This window comes from Gordonia sp. NPDC003504 (assembly GCF_053587995.1).
Genome location: NZ_JBSFPC010000014.1, coordinates 95327 through 112801, shown reverse-complemented (window position 1 = coordinate 112801; position 17475 = coordinate 95327). Strand labels below are relative to the sequence as shown.

Genomic DNA, 17475 nt, shown 5'->3' with positions numbered 1-17475 from the left:
GGCGGTGCGCTTTCGTCGGTGTCGGGGGTGTTGTCGAACACCGAACACTCTGCGCTCATCGGCGGCGCACGTCATCCGTCAGGTGACGTGGGTTCTGCTGCCAACGGTTCACGACGGGCGTCGCTGCGCCCCGATCAGGTCGTCTCGCTCGGGGGGTCCTCGGCGGCAGGCCTCCGCATCTCCTGGATGGCCTTGATCGACTTGGTCACCACCGCGAGCACCGGTGGGCCCAGGACCATGCCGAGCAACCCGGCCGCGGTCCCGCCGATCATCGTCGCCAGCAGCACCGCCACCGGATGCAGGTGGAGTGAGGACCCGAGTGCCCATGAGCTGACGGCACTTTGGATGGTGCCGTTGGAGACGATGAAGGTGATCCCCATGATCAGCGCGGCCGTTGGTCCGCCCGTGCCGAACGCGATGAGCACGACGAACGCGCCGGTGAGCCACGCCCCCAGGTAGGGGATGAACGACATGAAGAAGTACAGGACGAAGATCGGGATGGCCAGCGGGATTCCCAGCACCAGAAGCGGAATCATGAAGATCGGCGCGGTCAGGATCGCGGTGATCGCGGTGCCGCGGAAGTACCCACGGATCGACTGTCGTGACAGCGCGGCGATCTGCTCCACCTCGGCGGCGTCGAAGTCACCGCGACGCGCCAGCCACTCCGAGAACCGCTGACCGTCGCGCAGGACGAAGAACAGGAAGAACAGCGCGAAGAAGGTTCCCATGATCAGGGAGATCACGCCGTAGAAGGTACTGGTGACGGCACCGAGCGCGCCCTGACCCAGTTGTGCGGCATGGCTTTCGAAGGCTGCGCGGGCATGCTCGAGTATCTGGGCGTCGATGTCGAGATCGCCCGCCCACTTCACGAAGGCGTTCCACCCGCCGATGAGCTGCCGGTAGATCTCCGGCCACTGGTCGAGGAACCCGGACACCACGATCGCGATGGTGGCCGCGGCGACCGCCACCGCCACCAGCAGCGTCACCATCGTCGCCGGCGTCGACGGGAGCCCCCACCGTTCGAGGCGTTCCTTCAGCGGTTCCAGGACGAGACCGATGATCACGGCGATCACCAGCGGGACGAGGATGCCACTGATCGCACCGATCGCCGTGGCCGCAACGACGATCAGCGCGATCACTCCCAGTAGTGACCAACTCGCGACGCCGGCACGACGCAGTGTCGACGATCTCGTCGGGCCCGACCGCTCTGCCACACCCATCACATTTCCTTCACGCGCGACGCTCGACCGGGTTGCGAGGGGACATCGTGCACGTAGTAGTTAATCAGCCGCCGGCGATCTCGTGCGTGCGGTGCTCGCGGCCGGCGCGCAGATATACCGACGCCCAGGTCCGAAACGGTTTCCACGCCTCCGACACGTCGGCAACCGTGCGGTCGGGTCCGTAGTGTTCGTGCACCTCGGCCGCGAGCCGCCGCTCGTGCGTCGGCACCATGTCGGGGGCGTTGGCTCCGCGCAGCACGATCAACTCCGACGCAAACGGGCCGATGCCTCTGATCTCCTGCAGCGCCGACACCGCCTCCGCCGGCGGGATCGACCGCAGATGGCCGGTGTCGAGGAGTCCGTCCAGTGCGGCGTCGGCGACGGCGTGCAGATACTCGGCCTTGCGGCCGGGGAGGTCGAGATCGAGGGTGGCCAGGGTGGATGGCGCGGGAAACGCGCCGTCGCCGCTGTACCGGGTGGTGATGTCGGCACGGAGCTTCGCGGCCTGCACGATGCGGATGCGCTGGGAGAGCACCGTCCACGCCGCGGCCTCGTAAGCGGAGTGAAAACCGCACGGCCGCAGTCCCGGAAGCGATGCCTGCGCCGCCCCGATCACCGGATCACGCGCCCCGACCTCCGGCCAGCCGCGGGCGTCGACGTCGAGCGCGAGGAACCGTGCGGTCTGCGTCGCCGCGGCCTCGAGGTCACCGTCACCGGTGACGACGATCTGTGCGTCCTGATCGTCTTGCTCCACGGTGACGTGCGCCGCCGACCAGTCCGCGTCGACCCGGAACACCGTCGACAGCCGGCCCGGTTCCTGGCTACCGCCCAATGCCGACGGGGTGAATCCTTCCCAGAACTCCCGGCTGACGTCGAGTGACCACGAACCGAGGACGTGGTGCGTGACGGTGTGGGTGGCCATCGTGCTCCAATCGCGGGGATGTGGAGGCGACGCTACTCCGCCCCTCCGACAATCGGGGATTGTGATGAATCCGGACCGGACCGTATGCGCGATCCCCCACACTTGGGACACCACAGCCGGATCGCCCAAGCCGAAGGAGTCTCGCCATGGGATCGCCATACCCCGACGTCCGATGGGGATCGGAGAGCAGTTCACTGCGTGCGCCGCTGGTCGCATTCGCGAAGACCAAGCCGGGCTCCTGGGTGATCCGTACGATGACGCCACTCGACCGGGCCCTGATGAAACGCTCCCACGGCCGATTCACCACGCTCGGACCGATCGCGGCACCGACCGCGCTGGTGACCACGATCGGACGCAAGTCGGGTGAGCGCCGCACCTCCCCGCTGCTCTACTACCGTGAGGACCCGCACATCTTCCTCATCGGCTCCAACTTCGGGCAGGAGCACCATCCCGCCTGGACCTGGAACCTGCTCGCCGATCCGCGTTGCTGGGTGACGATCGGTGACTCCGAAATTGCCTCGAACGCAGACCTTCTCGACGGTGAAGAGCGGGACCGGGTGTTCGGCGAGATGGCGAATCTGATCGAGGTCTACGGCGAATACCGGCCGCGTACGGATCGCGAGATCCGTGTGTTCCGTTTGACGGCGGTGTGACGGCGCACGCTCACCCGGCGGTGCCCAGTGGGGTGCACTGAAACGCGTTGGTGTGTGCATCCCAGGCATAGGAGAAGCTGCTGTCGGCGGTGGAGTTCGACCCGCGTGGTTGCCACGCATTCGCGCTGAAGGTGAAGTAGTTCTCCGATCGCCGGCCACCGCCGGGAATCGGAATCCCTTCCTGGGTCGCCGCACTCAGACCGACGACGGCGATCTCGCCCGGCGTTCGGCACACGATCGAATCCTGCCTGCCGTGCGACGAACCGAGATACCAGATACCCGGGGTGGCCATACTCGTCGCACCCGGGATGGGCGGCTGGGGCAATGGCACCAATTCGGCTCCGTTCCAGCCGATCACAGAGAACTGTTCGGCATTGCCCTGCCCCCGGACCAGATGCAGGGCGAGATCGGCGCCGTGCGCGCGGCTGATCGCGAATGCGCCGCGGAAGATGTCAAACGGGGTCGTGTAGGCGCTGCCTGACACATTCTGGGTGACCGAGTGGACCGTTCCGTTGATCCCGACCCGGGTGGTGATGTGCGATGTGCCGAAGGCGATCCCAGGTGCAGGCGCATCGGAGGAGTACGCGATCGCCACCGGATCCGGTGTGCCGTCACCGTCAACGTCGACGATGCGTACCACCTGGCAGGTCCCCGATGCCCCGGCACATGGATCGACCGTCGCCGTCGGGCTTGCGGTAGCGCCACTGCCGCCCACCGTTGACACCGCCGCGTTCTCCGGAACCGCGGTTCCCGTCTCGGCGCTGCATCCGGCGCCGGCGAGGACGGCCGTCACCGCGGCCACGAGCAACGCCCACCGGCGGTGGGCGTACGTGCGAGAACGCATGGACATGAGGGCCTTTCATTCGACAGGCGATGATCGTAACGGCAACCCGCACGCGACGATCCGCGGACGGCCCGTCGGGGTGAACTTTCATCTCTTCGGGGTACAGGGACCACGGGGTGCGGGGGATCCTCCGACGTACACCACCGTCACATCAGCGCTCACACGAACCGCAGCACGATGGCGCCGACACCGAAAACAACTGTGCCGATCAGCCATTGGCGGGCCCGTCGGTCCCTGTCGACCCGGTCACCGTGCACATCGTCACCCGCGCCTGCCAGGTACACGTAAGCGGCGGCGAGGGCGCACACCGCGGCCACCACGCCGCAGCCGAGGACCAGGACGAACATCACGAGGCCGGTGTCCACAGGTCCTCGATCGGGATGTCGCGTCCGAGGATGGTGCACGCCGCCCGGTGGCCCGACATCAGCGCCGCGGTGACGGTGGCCGGATCGTCGGTCCAGGTGGCCTCACCGGCGAGGTGCAGCACCCCACCGACCGGCGTGGCGAGGACGTCGTGATCGGCGGTCGTCGAACCCACGGTCATGTACGCATACGAGCCGCGCGCGAAAGGGTCGTCCTGCCAACGGGTTACCTTCACCTGCGTGGGTGTGGAAACCGCGTCGCCGTAGATGTCCCGAAGTGCGTCGAGCACCGACTCGACGATCTGCGCGTCGTCCCACCCACGAATCGCTCGTGCGCAGTCGGCGGCGGCGAAGGTCAACAAGGTGGGGGTGCCGTGCAGTGCGGTGAGGTCATACCAGGAATGCCACCACGCTCCCGCCGGGCCCTGACGCCGGATCGCGTACACGTCGTCGTCCCAGAACTTCTCCGGGAACCTCAGGAAGATCTTCTCGAAGGCGTTCATCTCGAGGCGGCCGAGTGCGCCGGCAACCGGTTCGGGCAGCGGTGGCTCGATCACGATGGTGCCGGATCTGAGCACGCCCACCGGAACGGTGACGACCGCGACCGCCGCGTCGACGACGTCCCGATCGGTGTGGACGACAACACCCTCGGCATCCCTCTGGACGCGAGTGACGATGTGTCCCAGACGAATATCGAGACCGACCGCCAGGGAGTCGGCAAGGACGCCGTAGCCCTCGGGAAAGACCACCTCGTCACCGAGGGTCTCGTCGTCGTCGAGTCCATGGGCATCGAGATCGTGTGCATCGACGCCGTACTGCTCTTCGGTACGGTGGTGCAGGAATTCCCGGACCCGCTCGATTCGTCCCGCCGACCAGCCCACCGCGCCGAGGGGCTCTTCCATGGCCGCCGCATACGATGTGCCCGAGCCGATGTCGGCGATGTATCGCGACAGGTGTGCATCGCAGCCTCGGATGTCGGCGGCGAAGGCCGCCACGGCGGCGGCGTCGAGGCGTCGGCCGTCGGGATCGTAGTAGGCGATCGGCCGGGAATCGGGTTGATAACTGCCGACGGTGAATTCGACCGATCGCATCCCGAACCCGCGGACCGCGTCGAACAGTGGGGCGTCGTCGATGCCGTGAATCCACGAGGCGCCGAGATCGGTGACCGTCCCGTCGGAGCGATCGGTGTGGACACGACCACCGATCCGGTCACGCGCCTCGAGCACCACCACCGATCGACCGTGGCGAGACAGCAGCCGGGCCACGGTCAGGCCCGCGATTCCCGCCCCGACGACCACCGCGTCGGGACGGGACATCTGGTGTGTCACCTGGGCCTCCTGACCTCGATGAGGCCAACCTACGCGCGATCAGCTCAGATCGTAAACGGTGTAATTGCCGACTCGGACTCCGTGATAGGTGCTGGTCACCCATTCGCTGATGGCGGTGCCGACACCGGAACGGCGCTCGCCCCTCGGACCACCCGGGGTTGCTCCGCCAATGGAGTTGCCGGTCCCGACGACCAGGTAGTAGCCGATCTGCTTGTCGGCGACGTAGCGCTGGAACTGTGCGAGCGTCGGCGTTGGATCGCTGCCGCTGAATCCGCCGATGGCCATGACCGGAACCTTGGCGGCGAGCTCGATGCCGGAGGCCGCATTCGCGCTGGTGACCGCGGCGGCCCAGCGGGCGCTCGAGCCCCGCAGCATGGCGGTCAGTTGTGCGGGTGCTGCCTGGTTCTCGAATCCGCCCATACGCGTCCCCGACTGACCACCCGCAGCCGATCCGGTCCGTCCACCGGCACCACCGCCCCAGCCGCCGGCGCCGGTATGTGTCGACGACGACGTGGGCAGCACCGACGGCCCACCACCGGTGTGGGCGACGGTGTCGCCGTTGATCGCGTACGCCGCGGGCGCCGAGATCAGTGCGACCAGACCGACTCCGGCGGCGATCACCGCGATCCGGCGACGCGACCACGCCGGAATCATCAGTGCGATGGCCGACGCGATCGCGGCGACGAGGACCAGCCACCGCAGCCACGGTTGCCAACTCGGTGCGTGGTCGAGGATCACGAATCCCCAGATGCCGCCGGCGAGCACCATCGCCGCGAGCCCGCACCGCCCGGTGCCGGCGCGCACCGCATCGGTGTCCTCGCGTGCCCGCCACAGCTGCACGGCGCCCACGCCGATGAGTCCGGCGATGGGAGGTGCGATCGCGAGACTGTAGTACGGGTGGGTGGTGCCGTTCATGAACGACAGCACCAGACCGTCGACGATGAGCCAGATACCGAAGAGGAGGGTGGTGGCGCGGATGAGGTCGGTCCGGCGGCGGCGTCCGCGGAGTACGAGCAGCAGCACGGAGGCGATCAATGCCGATGGGAGCAGGAACGAGATCTCCGCACCGAACTCCCCGGTGAACAGTCGGGTGATGCCCGGCGACGAGCCGAACATGCCACGACCACCGCCGAAGCGACCGCCACCACCACCGGCGCCGGTCGCGCCGTGCTGTGTCAACGCGTCCATCCCCCCGGTACCCATTCCGCCGGCCCGCATGCCACCGTGCTGTCCGCCCATACCGGCTCCGCCCTCGCGGCCCTCGATCCGGGCCAGCCCGTTGTATCCGAGGACGAGATTCATGAACGAATTGTCGGTGGAGCCGGCCAGATACGGACGTGAGGATGCCGGCCACAGAATGGTCAGCAGCACAAACCATCCCGCCGACACCACCATCGCGCCGGCGGCTGCGAGCAGGTGGCCGAATCGTCGCCCCCACGTGGTGGGTGCGGCGACGAGGTAGACCAGACCCAGCGCCGGGAGGATCATCAGACCTTCGAGCATCTTGGCCAGGAACGCGAATCCCAATGCCACCCCGGCCAATATCAGCCACTTCATCGACGCTCGGGGCAGTGCACGCACCGTGCAGTAGGCGGCCGTCGTCATCAGCAACACCATCGCCGCGTCAGGATTGTTGTAGCGGAACATCATTGCCGCGACCGGGGTGAGTGCCAGTGCGGTACCGGCGATCAGCCCGGCCGTGCGTCCGCTGACCCGGGTGGCCATGGCATAGACCAGGGCCACCGACGCGACGCCCATCAGTGCCTGCGGGATCAGCATGCTCGCCGAAGAGAAACCGAAGATCTGCCCCGAGACCCCATCACCCATTGGGACAGTGGTGGTTTGTCGACGGTGATGAAGTTCGACGGATCGACCGACCCGAACAGCAGCGCCTCCCAGTTCCGCGAACCCGCCCACGCCGCCCCGGCGTAGAAGGTGTTGGCGTTGCCGTTGGCGGTGATGTTCGCCAGATACAGGACGGCGGTGCCCACCAGCAGCACGGCGAGCAGGATGTGGTCGCGGACCGTCGGTTTCGTCGACGCGGCTGCCGGGGTTCCGGCTGCCGGGGACGCGGTGGACGCGATGTCGGGACTCACGGGCTGGGCGTGGAGAAAACTCACGGGATCGATCGTGCGGACGATTCCTCGATGGTCGGTGTCGATCGGCTGGCAACTCCCTGCCAATCCGCTCCGAGGTGCGGGATTGGCCGGAAGTGTCTGGTATGCGGTGCCTTGGTCCGGTCGCCTCACATCCGCGCGTACCGCGCCATCACGAGACAGTAGATCCCGTAGGCGGCGAGTCCGAGCGCGGCGACGACGAGCAGCACCTGCCCCGCGTGCCACCCGGCGACGGTCTTCACCGCCCCGTCGATGCCGGTGGCCTTGGACGGATCCACGGTCGCGACCGCGACGATGACGAGTAGTCCGGCACCGGCCAGCACCAGTCCCTTTGCGGTGTAACCGACGATCCCGGTGACCTTCACCGCGTCGTTCTCGTCGATCTTGAGATCGTCGAAGAAGGATCGCGTCACACCCTTGTAGACGTGGTAGGCGCCCACCACGATGATCACGAGCCCGACGACGACGAGCAGGACTTTGCCCGGCGCCGATCCCATCAATCGTGCGCTCAGACCGGCATTCTGACGGCCGCTGGATTGCCCATGGCCAAGGGCGAACTGCGCCGCCGACCACGCGAAAGCCAGATACACCACGGCCAGTGCGCCCGCCTTCGCGCGGTCGAGCCAGCCGTCGTCATCGTCGGGCGCCGGATCGGCCGGATGCGGGCCGAGGATCACCTCCGCGACGCGCCACAATGCCATCGCGACAAAGGCGACGACCGCGATCCACAAGGCGGCGCGGCCACCGGGCGTGGAGGCGAACAGGCCGAGCGCCCCGGACTGATCGGCATTGCCCGGATCGCCGAAGGCGAGGCGCGCGACGATGTAGGCGATCAGCAGGTGCAGCAAACCGCTGACGACATGCCCCGCGCGGGCGAGCCGCTCGAACCACTTGCTGTCGGTGGCCTCGCGAACGGCGTCGGCGGGGGTGTGGTCGGTCATGACGTCTCCGACTCTGTCTCCCGGTTCAGGAGGCTGACCGTCACCTGGTCGAGAACGGCGTCGAGAGTTGCCTGTCCCAGCATGCGCAATCGCACGAGTCGGACGGTCAGTTCGGCAAGGTCCTCCTCGTCTTCGGTGGCATCGGTCAGGTCGGTGGCGGCCGCGACAAGGACACGCTCGAGTTCGATCAACGCCGGCGTGAGTCGCTCGGCCAATTCCACCACCTGCTCGGCCGGCGTCGATGCCGTGATCAGTGCGGTGAGCGCCTCGACGATGTCGGGATACCGCAACGACACGGCCCCGGACTCGTCGAGCCCGAGAAGACCCAGTCGTTGCAGACGATCGATGGACCTCGCATCCATACCGCCGGCAAGGAGCTCGTCGACGGTCGTGTGTGCTCCGCTGGTCTCGGTCGGCAGGGTGAGGTCGGGCTTGACTCCGAGAATATCGTTGAGCTGCTTGCCATCTCGCCAGGCCGTCAGCAGTTCGTCGATGTGTGCGATGGAGTAACCGCGGCCGAGCATCGAGTTGATGAGCTCCAGACGTTCGACGTGATCGTCGCTGTAGAAGGTGACCCGACCCACTTTGCGTGGTGCGGGGAGGAGTCCGCGTTCGCGGTACGCACGAATGTTGCGGGTGGTGGTTCCGGTGATCTGAGCAAGTTCATCGACCCGGTACTGCGGCGTGTCGGCGGATCGCCCACGCGCTTGACGCACCGTGGAGTCGATCAGCCGGGTGACGGCCACCTCGATTTCCCGCGATTGTTTCCCGACCGCCGAGGGGGTCCGGGCGAGGCGACCCACCGCGTGGGCGAGTTGGTGCGACAGCGATGCCGAACGTCGCGCCACCCAGGTCTCCTCTTCCGTTGTCTTGCCTGGTGAGAACCCTACTGTACGACGCGGCGCGAATGTGGCATTGACAACTGGCACAATTAGTAGTGACATTGTGCTTGTGACCGTCGTCTCAGTGAGGTCTGCCGTCTTGGCACACACGATGTCCTGGACGCTGCGCCCGTTCGCCGATCTTCTCCCGCCCGGCGCGCCACAGATCCGGGTGTCCCGCGCTCTCGTCGCCGCGGCGATGTTCGCCGGGTGTCCGCCCCCGCACGGAGTGCGCGTCGAGCGAGTTACACGTGGGTCCGTCGACGGTGACTGGATTCATCCACCCGGCTCGGAGCGCACGCGGCCGGTGATCCTGTACGTCCACGGAAGTGGCTATGCGATCTGCTCGGCCCGCACGCACCGCGGCATCGCGTCCCGGCTGGCGCGCTTGACCGGGATGTCGACCTTTGTCGTGGACTATCGCCTCGCCCCGGAGCATCGATTCCCGGCGGCCGCCGAGGACGTCGAGACTGCCTACCGAGGTCTCCTCGACGCCGGGGTCCGGCCGGAAGACATTGCGGTAGTGGGTGATTCCGCAGGGGGACACCTGATCCTCGACCTGCTGGCCGAGAACGCCCGACGTGACATACCCCAACCGGGGGCGGCGGTGCTGATGTCGCCGTTGGTGGACCTCACCCTGGGACTGGCACTGGGGCGCGAGCAGACCGGCAAGCGCGACCCCCTTATCTCCGCACGTGCGGCGCGGCGACTCGTCCGCCACTACACCGTCGGACAGCCGGACGACCTTCCCCGACTCCGTCTGGCACTCAACGCAAGTGGCACTCTGCCGCCGACCCTGATCCAGGCCGGCGGTGCCGAGATGCTTCTCGATGACGCGCGCGCTGCGGCTCGGATGCTGACGGACGCGGGCGCCGACTGTGAGCTCCAGGTGTGGCCCGGTCAGATGCACGTCTTCCAGGCGCTGCCGATGTTCATCCCCGAAGCCACTCCGGCGTTGAACTCGGTGGCCGACTTCCTCATCCGGACAACAGCGAAGGTGATGATCTGATGGGCGACACACGCAGCACCGGCGCCCGGGCCGTCATCACCGGAGCAGGTAGCGGCATCGGCCGGTCGTTCGCGCTCGAGATCGCGCGCCGGGGTGGGCGGGTGCTGTGTGCCGACATCGACATCGACCGCGCCAATGAGACCGCCGACCTCATCCGTGCCGCCGGACAGGGCGGTGGCGACGCGGTCTTCTGTGACGTCTCGCGGCGCGATGACATGGAGTCGCTCGCGGACCGCGCCCGCGACTATTTCGACGCGCCCACCAGTTTGATGATCAACAATGCCGGAGTCGGCATCGGCGGTCGGACCGTCGGCGAGATCGGTGCTGCCGACTGGCAGTGGGCGCTGGGAATCAACCTGTGGGGCATGGTGTACGGCTCCGAGATCTTCCTGCCGCAGTTACGAGAGTCCAGTCGCGCCGGACTCATCAACGTGGCGTCGGCGGCGGCATTCTCGGCGGCCGGTGGCATGGCCGCGTACAACGTCGGCAAGGCCGGGGTTCGCCCGCGCCGTCGTCAACAGCACCTTCTCGCTCGGCCCACTGGACTCAGCTGCGGCTGCACTGGACACCTCGGCCATCAAGGTCGGGATCACCTCCGTCGACCATTCCCGTGGCACCTTCCGCTATCACCGCGACACTCGGCGGGTGGTGCTCGACTGGCCTGCCGCGGGCAACGGCGACGTGGCGGCCAACTGCGTGCGGATCGGGCATCGGCTGGCCGACCATTCCGGGCTCCCGGTCAACGGTGTCGTCTACGAACCGGACCTGACGTGGGCCCACTGCCTTGGCGGCGCGACACTGGGCACCGCATGCGACGAGTACGGCCGCGTCAAGGGCTACCAGAACCTCTACGTCAACGACGGCGCGATGCTGCCGGGTTCGGCGGGTGCGTCCAATCCGTCGTTGACGATCACCGCGGTGGCCGAACGCAACATGGCCGAGATCATCACTCGGGGGGCGTGACGCCACCTGGTCCGCGCCATCTACCCACGCCATCTGGGTAGATTCACCCATTCCACAGACCCCCTGGATTGTCATCCTCATCGCATGACTTCTTCCGCTGATGTGTCCCGTACCGCCACCACCGCCGCCTTCTTCCTGCAGGCCGCCATCGCCTTCGGCGTCAGTCTCGCCACTGCCTGTGTCGGCATCTTCTACCTCCCGATCGACCCGTGGCAGCGGGGCTTCCTCGCCATCACGCTGCTGTTTCTGACCTCGAGCACATTCACCCTCGCCAAGGTGGTCCGCGACCGGCAGGAGCAGGAGTCCGTTCGCGTCCGGCTCGACGAGGCCCGCGTCGATCGCCTCATCGCCGAACACGACCCGTTCGGCAAGATCGCCTGACGCGAATCGTGGGTCGGTCCCCCCGGTGCGTGCGGCTACGCGTTACCCGGCAAGTGGACGCAATCAGGAGTACCGTCCGATTCGTCAATCAGTGGCGATCGGGGAAACGTGTGAATACGACTGCCGAGGAACCGCGGATCTCTCTCGTCGGTGCCGCGCAGACGTTGGCCGAGACACTTCTCGCCGATGACCCTCGGCGCCTCGATCATGTCGTCACGGCAGCGTCCCAGGCCGAGAAGCTGGCCATCACCGTCGACCCGGCCGACCGCGACATCCTCGTCGCGGCGGCCTGGCTCCACGACATCGGATATGTCCCGGCACTCCGCGACACCGGATTCCACCCGGTCGACGGGGCACGTTATCTGTGCGCGCACACGTGGCCGAAGCTGATCGCCGACTTGGTGGCCCATCACTCCGGCGCCCGATTCGTCGCCGACGAACGTGGACTGGGGTCCGTGCTCGCGGCTTTCGATTTCACCGAGGACGCGCTGTCGGATGCACTCACCATCGCCGATCAAACCGCCGGACCGTGCGGGCGGGTGATGCTCGTCGAGGACCGGATGATCGACATGCTCGCACGCCACGGGTCCGAGTCACCCAACGCGCGTGCGCACGATCGTCGGGCACCGTACTTCCGAGCTGCGCGGGATCGGGTCCGCCGACGACTCGTCGCAGCCGACCCGACGATTGTCCTGCCCGCCGCCGCAGCACGGATATGATCCGGGCGGTCGTGGTCTGCCACGTGCATCACCGCCCGGGGTCGTCCTCACCCAGCAGCGGTGGCGCCGACCGGTAGGTGGCCGGGGTGGCGCTGAGTCGAATCGGGTTGGCCACCTGAGTGATCGGCGTATCGCGTCGGTCGTCGTCGATGGTGATCACCGGTGCCAGGCCGAGCCGTTCGGCGAGCGCGATGGCGTCGTCGATGTCGTTCAGCGGGCCGCACGGCACCCGTTCGGCGGTCAGCGCGGTGAACCAGTTGTCGGCGGTGTCGGCGGCGAGGGCGTCGTTGAGGATGCGACCGAGTTCCTCACGGTGCGCCACGCGTGCCGTGTTGGTCGAAAACCGATCATCCACAGCGAGATCCGGCAGCCCGATGGCCTTGGCGAGGGAGGCGAACTGGCGGTCGTTGCCGACGGCGAGGACCAGCGGTCGGTCCGACGCCGAAAACACCTCGTACGGCGTAATACTCGGATGTCGGTTGCCCATCGCGTGCGGGACCACACCGGCGGCCACATAGGCCGAGGACTGATTGACCAACGCCGACAACAACGACGACAGCAGATTTACCTCGACGCGCTGACCCTCGCCGGTGGAGTCGCGATGACGAAGGGCGGCAAGGATTCCCACCGTCGCATGCAACCCGGTGATCACGTCCACCATGGCCACACCTACCTTGGTGGGGGTGTCGGGATCGGGGCCGGTGATGCTCATCAGTCCGCCGACGGCCTGGATCAGCAGATCGTAGCCGGGTAGTTGATTGTCGCCACCGAAGCCGGTGACCGAGCAATACACGATGTCCGGGTTGATCTTTCGCGCGTCGTCGTAGCCGAGGCCGAGGCGGTCCATCGTGCCGGGCAGGAAGTTCTCGACGACGACGTCGGCCCGCGCCACCAGATCACGAGCCCGGGCCAGCCCGGCGGGATCGGTGAGGTCGATGGACAGGGACTGCTTGTTGCGGTTGACCGACAGGAAGTACGACGACTGATCGCCCACCCACGGGGGACCCCAACTGCGGGTGTCGTCACCGGAGCCGGGTCGCTCGATCTTGATGACCTCGGCACCCAGGTCGGCCAGCAGCATGGTGGCGTACGGCCCGGCGAGCACGCGACCGAAGTCGGCGACGACGAGCCCGCCGAGAGCGCCACTCACCGGAATGCACCCTCACCGGTCAGGGCCTTGCCGATGGTCAACTGGTGGACCTCGGAGGTGCCCTCGTAGGTGAGCACCGACTCCAGGTTGTTGGCGTGCCGGATCACCGGGTACTCGAGAGTGATCCCGTTGGCGCCCAGAATGGTTCGGCATTCACGGGCGATCGCGATGGATTCCCGGACGTTGTTGAGCTTACCGGTGCTGACCTGCTCGGGGGTGATCTCGCCGCGGTCCTTGAGGCGGCCGAGATGGTAGGCCAGCAGGTGGCCCTTGCCGACCTCGAGTGCCATGTCGGCGAGCTTGGTCTGGGTGATCTGGTACGCCGCAAGGGGTTTGTCGAAGACCTCGCGGGATTGCGCGTATTCCACGGCCACCTCGAGGCAGTCGCGGGCGGCGCCGATGGCGCCGAAGATGATGCCGAAGCGGGCCTCGCCGAGGGCGGTCAGCGGTCCGGACAGTCCGCGTGCCTTGGGCAGCATCGCCGAGGCGGGCAGGCGGACGTCCTCGAGGATGAGTTCGGAGGTGACCGACGCGCGCAGCGACATCTTCTTGGTGATCTCCGGGGCGGAGAAGCCGGGGGTGGTGGTGGGGACGACGAAGCCGCGGATGCCGCGGGCGCCCTCTTCGAGGTCGGTGTTGGCCCAGACGACGGCGACGTCGGCGATCGAACCGTTGGTGATCCACATCTTGGTGCCGTTGAGGATCCAGTCGTCACCGTCACGCTTGGCGTTGGTGCGCATGCCGGCGGGGTTGGAGCCGAAGTCGGGCTCGGTCAGACCGAAGCAGCCGATCGCCTTGCCCGCCGCCATCTGCGGCAGCCACTCGGTCTTCTGCTCCTCGCTGCCCCAGTGGTGGATGGAGAACATCGCGAGTGATCCCTGCACCGACACCAGGCTGCGGATGCCGGAGTCGACGGCCTCGAGTTCCAGGCAGGCCAGCCCGTAGGCGGTTGCGCTGGTGCCGGGGCAGCCGTAGCCCTCGAGGTGCATGCCCAACGCGCCGAGTGAGCCGAGTTCGACGGCGAGGTCGCGGGCAGGCAGGGTGGCGTCCTCGAACCAGTCGGCGATGTGTGGCCGCAGGCGCTCGTCGCCGAACTTTCGGACGGTGTCGCGGATCGCGATCTCCTCGTCGTCGAGCAGGGAGTCGAGGGCGAACAACTGGCTCAGTGTTTGCAGCTTGGACATCTAAACCTCCAGGTGAGAACGATTGCACAATCGATTTCTGGTGGCTACTGTAGGCAGCACCACGGCGTGCCGTCAAGATCGACGGTGACAGGCGTTGGCCCGGGAGTCGGCGGATCAGGAAGGAAGGTGCGGCGATGTCGAGCACTCCGCGGGTGGCAACCCTCAAGGAGGTCGCCGAACGCGCCGGAGTTCATGTGTCGACCGCGTCGCGCGTGTTGCGGCAGAGTGAGCCGGCCGGTGGCTGGTCGGAATCGGCGCGACGGATTCGAGAGATCGCCGACGAACTCGGCTATCAGCCCAACCGCTGGGCGGCGAGTCTGCGGACACGCAAGACCACGACCATCGGCGCGGTGATGACACGGTTGACCGACGGCGTCGTCGCCACCACCTATCAGGGCATCGAGGAGGGCGCCACGCGCGCGGGCTACTCGGTGCTGTTGTCGTCTCCGCCCGACGATCTCGACGCCGAGCGCCGCGCCATCGAGATGCTCGCCGGACGTCAGGTCGACGGCCTGCTGCTGGGTGGCCTGCACATCCCCGGAAAACCGTTCATCGACTCACTCCCGGTTCGGGATCTGCCGATGGTGACGGTCACCCGGCACGCTGATGCCGGGCTGCCGTTCGTCGGCGCCGACGACCGCAACGGCGGGATCCTCGCCGCGCGGCACCTGCTCGATCGCGGCTACACCGACCTCGCGGTGATCACCGGTCCGGCGCATGCGAGTACCGGGCGGGACCGGACGGCCGGGTTCCTCTCGGCTCTCGAGTCCGCGGGCGTCGTGTTGGCCCCCGAGCGGATCGTCGAGTCGAGCTTCGGCGTCGACGGGGGCGTCGCGGCCGGTCGCGCACTGCTCGACGCGCCGCGCCCACCGCGCGCGATCTTCGCGGTCTCCGACACGGTCGCGATCGGCGTGATGGGCGCGGCCCGCGATCTCGGCATCCGCATCCCCGACGACGTGGCACTCATCGGGTTCAACGACATCCCCACCGTCGCACAACTGCCGGTCCCGCTGAGCACGATCCGCTCGCCCGCCCACCGGATCGGTGAGACCGCGGTGCGTCGACTCCTCGACCTCATCGAGGGCCGGGAACCCGAAACCATCCGGCTGCCCGTCGAACTCGTGATGCGTGCCACCACCTGATCCCTGGACCCACTGACAGCGCTCGCCTCAACGTTGACAGCGCTCTTGCCATCACTGACAGCGCTCTTGCCATCACTGACAGCGCTCGCCTCAACGTTGACAGCGCTCGCCTCAACGTTGACAGGGACCTCGCCGTTCAGTGGATCCGCGGCCGTCGCAAGGTCCAACCGCGCGGGGGCTCGGTGTCGATGTCGAGAACGCGCAGTGATCCCAGGATCAACGACTTCAGACCCCAGTCGAATTCGCGATCGGCGTCGCCGGTGTCGTGGTCTGCGGCGCCGTCGCGGGTGGCGTAGAAGGTGTCGGCCAGTGCGACACAGTGAAATGCGATGGTCGACAACAGCCACTGCGCGGTGGCGCGGGGCAGCCGGTAGGTGGCGGCAACCTCGCGGTGGTGCTCGGCGATCTTGTCGACCATCGAGGGTGTCGTGTCATCGCGCCGGGTGAGGAAACCGGTGATCCCCGGATGCTGTTGCGCCAGTAGATACATCGAGTGGCCGAAGCCGAACAGATAGGTCGGCAGCGAGTCATCTGCGGACGGCGCCGGAAGAGCCCAGGACAGGAAGATGTGCTCGGCGATCAGCCGTTTGAGTTCGTCGACGCCGGAGACGTGTTTGTAGAGGGCGGGCTGTGTGACGCCGAGTTCCTTGGCGACGCGGGCAAAGGTGATCGCGGGGAGGGTGATCTCGGTGCCCACGGCGACGATCCTCTCGGCGCTGATCGTTGGTGGCCGGCCGACGCTTCCCATGGTTTGTATAGTACCCCTATACTAAATAAGTAGAGGGTCCATAAACTAACCAAGCAGAGGTGGGATCGATGACTGCCGACAAGCCCGATGACGTGCTCGAGAACGACGACCACGCCGGCGAGTTGACGACGCTGACCGCGACGGTCGTCGCGCGTGAGTGTCCCGACCCGCATCTGATGCGGCTGACCATCGACATCGGTGATGCCGCAACGGATCCGACCTGGGAGCAACCCAACGTGGCCGTCCGGGTCAATCTGGGACCGCGGTTCGACGACGCGTAGCGCGTCTACACTGTCCGTGACGCCGACCGATCCCGGTCGCTGATCACCCTCGACGTGGTCCGGCATCGATCCAGCAGTCCGATGATGCGGTGGTCGGCGGCAGTGCGGGCGGGCGATCAGGTGACAATCGTCGGGCCACGACCTCACTTTGTGGTACCCGAGGGCCGCGCCGACGCGGTCCTGTTCGCCGATGACTCGGCGATCCCGGCGCTGTATGAGATCCTCCGCCAGTGGCCGTCGCATCGCCGAGCCGACGCATTCGTCCTCAGCCACAGCGACTTTGCGTTTGACGAACTGCCCCGTTCGGCACAGATCGCCGTGCACCGGGTGACCGTCGCCGATGGAGGGCTCGAAGCCGCGGCACGGACAATCGAGCATCCCGCCGAGGTCGTGGTGTGGGCCGCCGGCGAACGCGAGGATATGCGCACGATTCGCCGGTACTTCCGCAACTCGGTCGGACTCGGCAAAGACGACGTCGCGGTGTTCGGCTACTGGAAGAAGGGCGTGAGCAACACCGACATCGACCGCGTGCGCCTGGCCGCCTATCAGCAACTCCTGGCCCGCGGTGAGGGTCTCGCACAACTCGACGATCTCGCACTCGACATCTGAAACCCGGTGTTTCGCAGGCGT

20 protein-coding genes and 2 pseudogenes are annotated in these 17475 nt (G+C 67.1%); 10 read left to right on the top strand and 12 right to left on the bottom strand.

What is annotated here, in order from left to right:
• Window positions 1–134: 134 nt before the first annotated feature.
• Together ACWDPV_RS21090 and ACWDPV_RS21085 are read right to left on the bottom strand one after the other, a co-directional pair.
• Window positions 135–1220 (bottom strand): AI-2E family transporter, encoded by a 1086-nt coding sequence (locus tag ACWDPV_RS21090; RefSeq protein WP_449744528.1) that lies wholly within the window; start codon window positions 1218–1220, stop codon window positions 135–137.
• 64 nt (window positions 1221–1284) lie between these two features.
• Window positions 1285–2142 carry a DNA-3-methyladenine glycosylase family protein gene (locus ACWDPV_RS21085; protein WP_348806061.1) on the bottom strand — a complete coding sequence of 286 codons (858 nt, stop codon included), beginning with the start codon at window positions 2140–2142 and terminating at the stop codon, window positions 1285–1287.
• A gap of 146 nt (window positions 2143–2288) precedes the next feature.
• Here ACWDPV_RS21085 and ACWDPV_RS21080 point away from each other — a divergent pair, with 146 nt between their 5' ends.
• A complete protein-coding gene (locus ACWDPV_RS21080; protein WP_449744527.1) occupies window positions 2289–2795 on the top strand; it encodes a nitroreductase family deazaflavin-dependent oxidoreductase in 507 nt (168 codons plus the stop codon).
• Between the two features lie 10 nt (window positions 2796–2805).
• Here the strand turns inward: ACWDPV_RS21080 and ACWDPV_RS21075 are convergent, their stop codons facing one another.
• From ACWDPV_RS21075 to ACWDPV_RS21045, 7 genes are all read right to left on the bottom strand, one after another.
• Window positions 2806–3639 carry a hypothetical protein gene (locus tag ACWDPV_RS21075; protein ID WP_449744526.1) on the bottom strand — a complete coding sequence of 278 codons (834 nt, stop codon included), beginning with the start codon at window positions 3637–3639 and terminating at the stop codon, window positions 2806–2808.
• A 158-nt stretch (window positions 3640–3797) separates the two neighbouring features.
• Window positions 3798–4004: a hypothetical protein gene (locus tag ACWDPV_RS21070; protein WP_449744525.1), complete on the bottom strand. Its 207-nt coding sequence runs from the start codon at window positions 4002–4004 to the stop codon at window positions 3798–3800.
• Window positions 3986–5329 (bottom strand): flavin monoamine oxidase family protein, encoded by a 1344-nt coding sequence (locus ACWDPV_RS21065; RefSeq protein ID WP_449744524.1) that lies wholly within the window; start codon window positions 5327–5329, stop codon window positions 3986–3988. The genes ACWDPV_RS21070 and ACWDPV_RS21065 overlap by 19 nt, the downstream gene beginning before the upstream one ends.
• Window positions 5330–5368: 39 nt before the next feature.
• A complete protein-coding gene (locus ACWDPV_RS21060; RefSeq protein WP_449744523.1) occupies window positions 5369–7156 on the bottom strand; it encodes an ArnT family glycosyltransferase in 1788 nt (595 codons plus the stop codon).
• Window positions 7102–7449, bottom strand: coding sequence for a hypothetical protein (locus ACWDPV_RS21055; protein ID WP_449744522.1), 348 nt, complete (start codon window positions 7447–7449; stop codon window positions 7102–7104). The genes ACWDPV_RS21060 and ACWDPV_RS21055 overlap by 55 nt, the downstream gene beginning before the upstream one ends.
• Before the next feature lie 125 nt (window positions 7450–7574).
• Entirely contained in the window at window positions 7575–8387 is an 813-nt protein-coding gene (locus ACWDPV_RS21050) for a DUF1206 domain-containing protein (RefSeq protein ID WP_449744521.1), read from the bottom strand.
• Window positions 8384–9235, bottom strand: coding sequence for a MerR family transcriptional regulator (locus tag ACWDPV_RS21045; protein WP_449744520.1), 852 nt, complete (start codon window positions 9233–9235; stop codon window positions 8384–8386). The genes ACWDPV_RS21050 and ACWDPV_RS21045 overlap by 4 nt, the downstream gene beginning before the upstream one ends.
• A gap of 118 nt (window positions 9236–9353) precedes the next feature.
• Here ACWDPV_RS21045 and ACWDPV_RS21040 point away from each other — a divergent pair, with 118 nt between their 5' ends.
• The 5 genes and pseudogenes from ACWDPV_RS21040 to ACWDPV_RS21020 all read left to right on the top strand — a co-directional run bounded on the left by ACWDPV_RS21040 (window position 9354) and on the right by ACWDPV_RS21020 (window position 12340).
• Window positions 9354–10277 carry an alpha/beta hydrolase gene (locus ACWDPV_RS21040; RefSeq protein WP_449744519.1) on the top strand — a complete coding sequence of 308 codons (924 nt, stop codon included), beginning with the start codon at window positions 9354–9356 and terminating at the stop codon, window positions 10275–10277.
• Window positions 10277–10777: pseudogene (locus ACWDPV_RS21035) on the top strand (SDR family NAD(P)-dependent oxidoreductase); the annotation flags it as partial. The gene ACWDPV_RS21040 and the pseudogene ACWDPV_RS21035, both read left to right, overlap by 1 nt.
• Window positions 10740–11240: a GMC oxidoreductase gene (locus tag ACWDPV_RS21030; protein ID WP_449744518.1), complete on the top strand. Its 501-nt coding sequence runs from the start codon at window positions 10740–10742 to the stop codon at window positions 11238–11240. The pseudogene ACWDPV_RS21035 and the gene ACWDPV_RS21030, both read left to right, overlap by 38 nt.
• Before the next feature lie 84 nt (window positions 11241–11324).
• A complete protein-coding gene (locus tag ACWDPV_RS21025; protein ID WP_348809862.1) occupies window positions 11325–11621 on the top strand; it encodes a YiaA/YiaB family inner membrane protein in 297 nt (98 codons plus the stop codon).
• A 110-nt stretch (window positions 11622–11731) separates the two neighbouring features.
• Window positions 11732–12340 (top strand): HD domain-containing protein, encoded by a 609-nt coding sequence (locus tag ACWDPV_RS21020; protein WP_348809861.1) that lies wholly within the window; start codon window positions 11732–11734, stop codon window positions 12338–12340.
• Between the two features lie 28 nt (window positions 12341–12368).
• Here ACWDPV_RS21020 and ACWDPV_RS21015 read toward each other — a convergent pair whose 3' ends face one another.
• Both ACWDPV_RS21015 and ACWDPV_RS21010 read right to left on the bottom strand, forming a co-directional pair.
• Entirely contained in the window at window positions 12369–13490 is a 1122-nt protein-coding gene (locus ACWDPV_RS21015; protein ID WP_449744517.1) for a CaiB/BaiF CoA transferase family protein, read from the bottom strand.
• Entirely contained in the window at window positions 13487–14674 is a 1188-nt protein-coding gene (locus tag ACWDPV_RS21010; RefSeq protein WP_449744516.1) for an acyl-CoA dehydrogenase family protein, read from the bottom strand. Before ACWDPV_RS21010 ends, ACWDPV_RS21015 begins: the two co-directional genes overlap by 4 nt.
• Before the next feature lie 134 nt (window positions 14675–14808).
• Here ACWDPV_RS21010 and ACWDPV_RS21005 point away from each other — a divergent pair, with 134 nt between their 5' ends.
• On the top strand, window positions 14809–15816 hold the full coding sequence (locus ACWDPV_RS21005) for a LacI family DNA-binding transcriptional regulator (protein WP_449744515.1): 1008 nt from the start codon (window positions 14809–14811) through the stop codon (window positions 15814–15816).
• 136 nt (window positions 15817–15952) lie between these two features.
• Here the strand turns inward: ACWDPV_RS21005 and ACWDPV_RS21000 are convergent, their stop codons facing one another.
• Window positions 15953–16564 (bottom strand): TetR/AcrR family transcriptional regulator, encoded by a 612-nt coding sequence (locus ACWDPV_RS21000; RefSeq protein WP_348806047.1) that lies wholly within the window; start codon window positions 16562–16564, stop codon window positions 15953–15955.
• A gap of 68 nt (window positions 16565–16632) precedes the next feature.
• Between ACWDPV_RS21000 and ACWDPV_RS20995 the strand changes: the two genes are divergently transcribed.
• From ACWDPV_RS20995 to ACWDPV_RS20985, 3 genes and pseudogenes are all read left to right on the top strand, one after another.
• Entirely contained in the window at window positions 16633–16845 is a 213-nt protein-coding gene (locus ACWDPV_RS20995) for a hypothetical protein (protein WP_449744514.1), read from the top strand.
• A gap of 12 nt (window positions 16846–16857) precedes the next feature.
• Window positions 16858–16974: pseudogene (locus tag ACWDPV_RS20990) on the top strand (siderophore-interacting protein); the annotation flags it as partial.
• Window positions 16948–17454: a siderophore-interacting protein gene (locus tag ACWDPV_RS20985; protein ID WP_449744542.1), complete on the top strand. Its 507-nt coding sequence runs from the start codon at window positions 16948–16950 to the stop codon at window positions 17452–17454. The pseudogene ACWDPV_RS20990 and the gene ACWDPV_RS20985, both read left to right, overlap by 27 nt.
• The last annotated feature ends 21 nt before the right edge of the window (window positions 17455–17475 follow it).

Excerpts from the sequence above, each read along its gene's own strand:
- ACWDPV_RS21060 (WP_449744523.1), bottom strand. The coding sequence starts at position 7,156 with ATGGGTGATGGGGTCTCGGGGCAGATCTTCGGTTTCTCTTCGGCGAGC.
- ACWDPV_RS21005 (WP_449744515.1), top strand. The coding sequence starts at position 14,809 with ATGTCGAGCACTCCGCGGGTGGCAACCCTCAAGGAGGTCGCCGAACGC.
- ACWDPV_RS21085 (WP_348806061.1), bottom strand. The coding sequence starts at position 2,142 with ATGGCCACCCACACCGTCACGCACCACGTCCTCGGTTCGTGGTCACTC.
- ACWDPV_RS21000 (WP_348806047.1), bottom strand. The coding sequence starts at position 16,564 with ATGGGAAGCGTCGGCCGGCCACCAACGATCAGCGCCGAGAGGATCGTC.
- ACWDPV_RS21050 (WP_449744521.1), bottom strand. The coding sequence starts at position 8,387 with ATGACCGACCACACCCCCGCCGACGCCGTTCGCGAGGCCACCGACAGC.
- ACWDPV_RS21090 (WP_449744528.1), bottom strand. The coding sequence starts at position 1,220 with ATGGGTGTGGCAGAGCGGTCGGGCCCGACGAGATCGTCGACACTGCGT.
- ACWDPV_RS21010 (WP_449744516.1), bottom strand. The coding sequence starts at position 14,674 with ATGTCCAAGCTGCAAACACTGAGCCAGTTGTTCGCCCTCGACTCCCTG.
- ACWDPV_RS21075 (WP_449744526.1), bottom strand. The coding sequence starts at position 3,639 with ATGCGTTCTCGCACGTACGCCCACCGCCGGTGGGCGTTGCTCGTGGCC.
- ACWDPV_RS21025 (WP_348809862.1), top strand. The coding sequence starts at position 11,325 with ATGACTTCTTCCGCTGATGTGTCCCGTACCGCCACCACCGCCGCCTTC.
- ACWDPV_RS20995 (WP_449744514.1), top strand. The coding sequence starts at position 16,633 with ATGACTGCCGACAAGCCCGATGACGTGCTCGAGAACGACGACCACGCC.
- ACWDPV_RS21080 (WP_449744527.1), top strand. The coding sequence starts at position 2,289 with ATGGGATCGCCATACCCCGACGTCCGATGGGGATCGGAGAGCAGTTCA.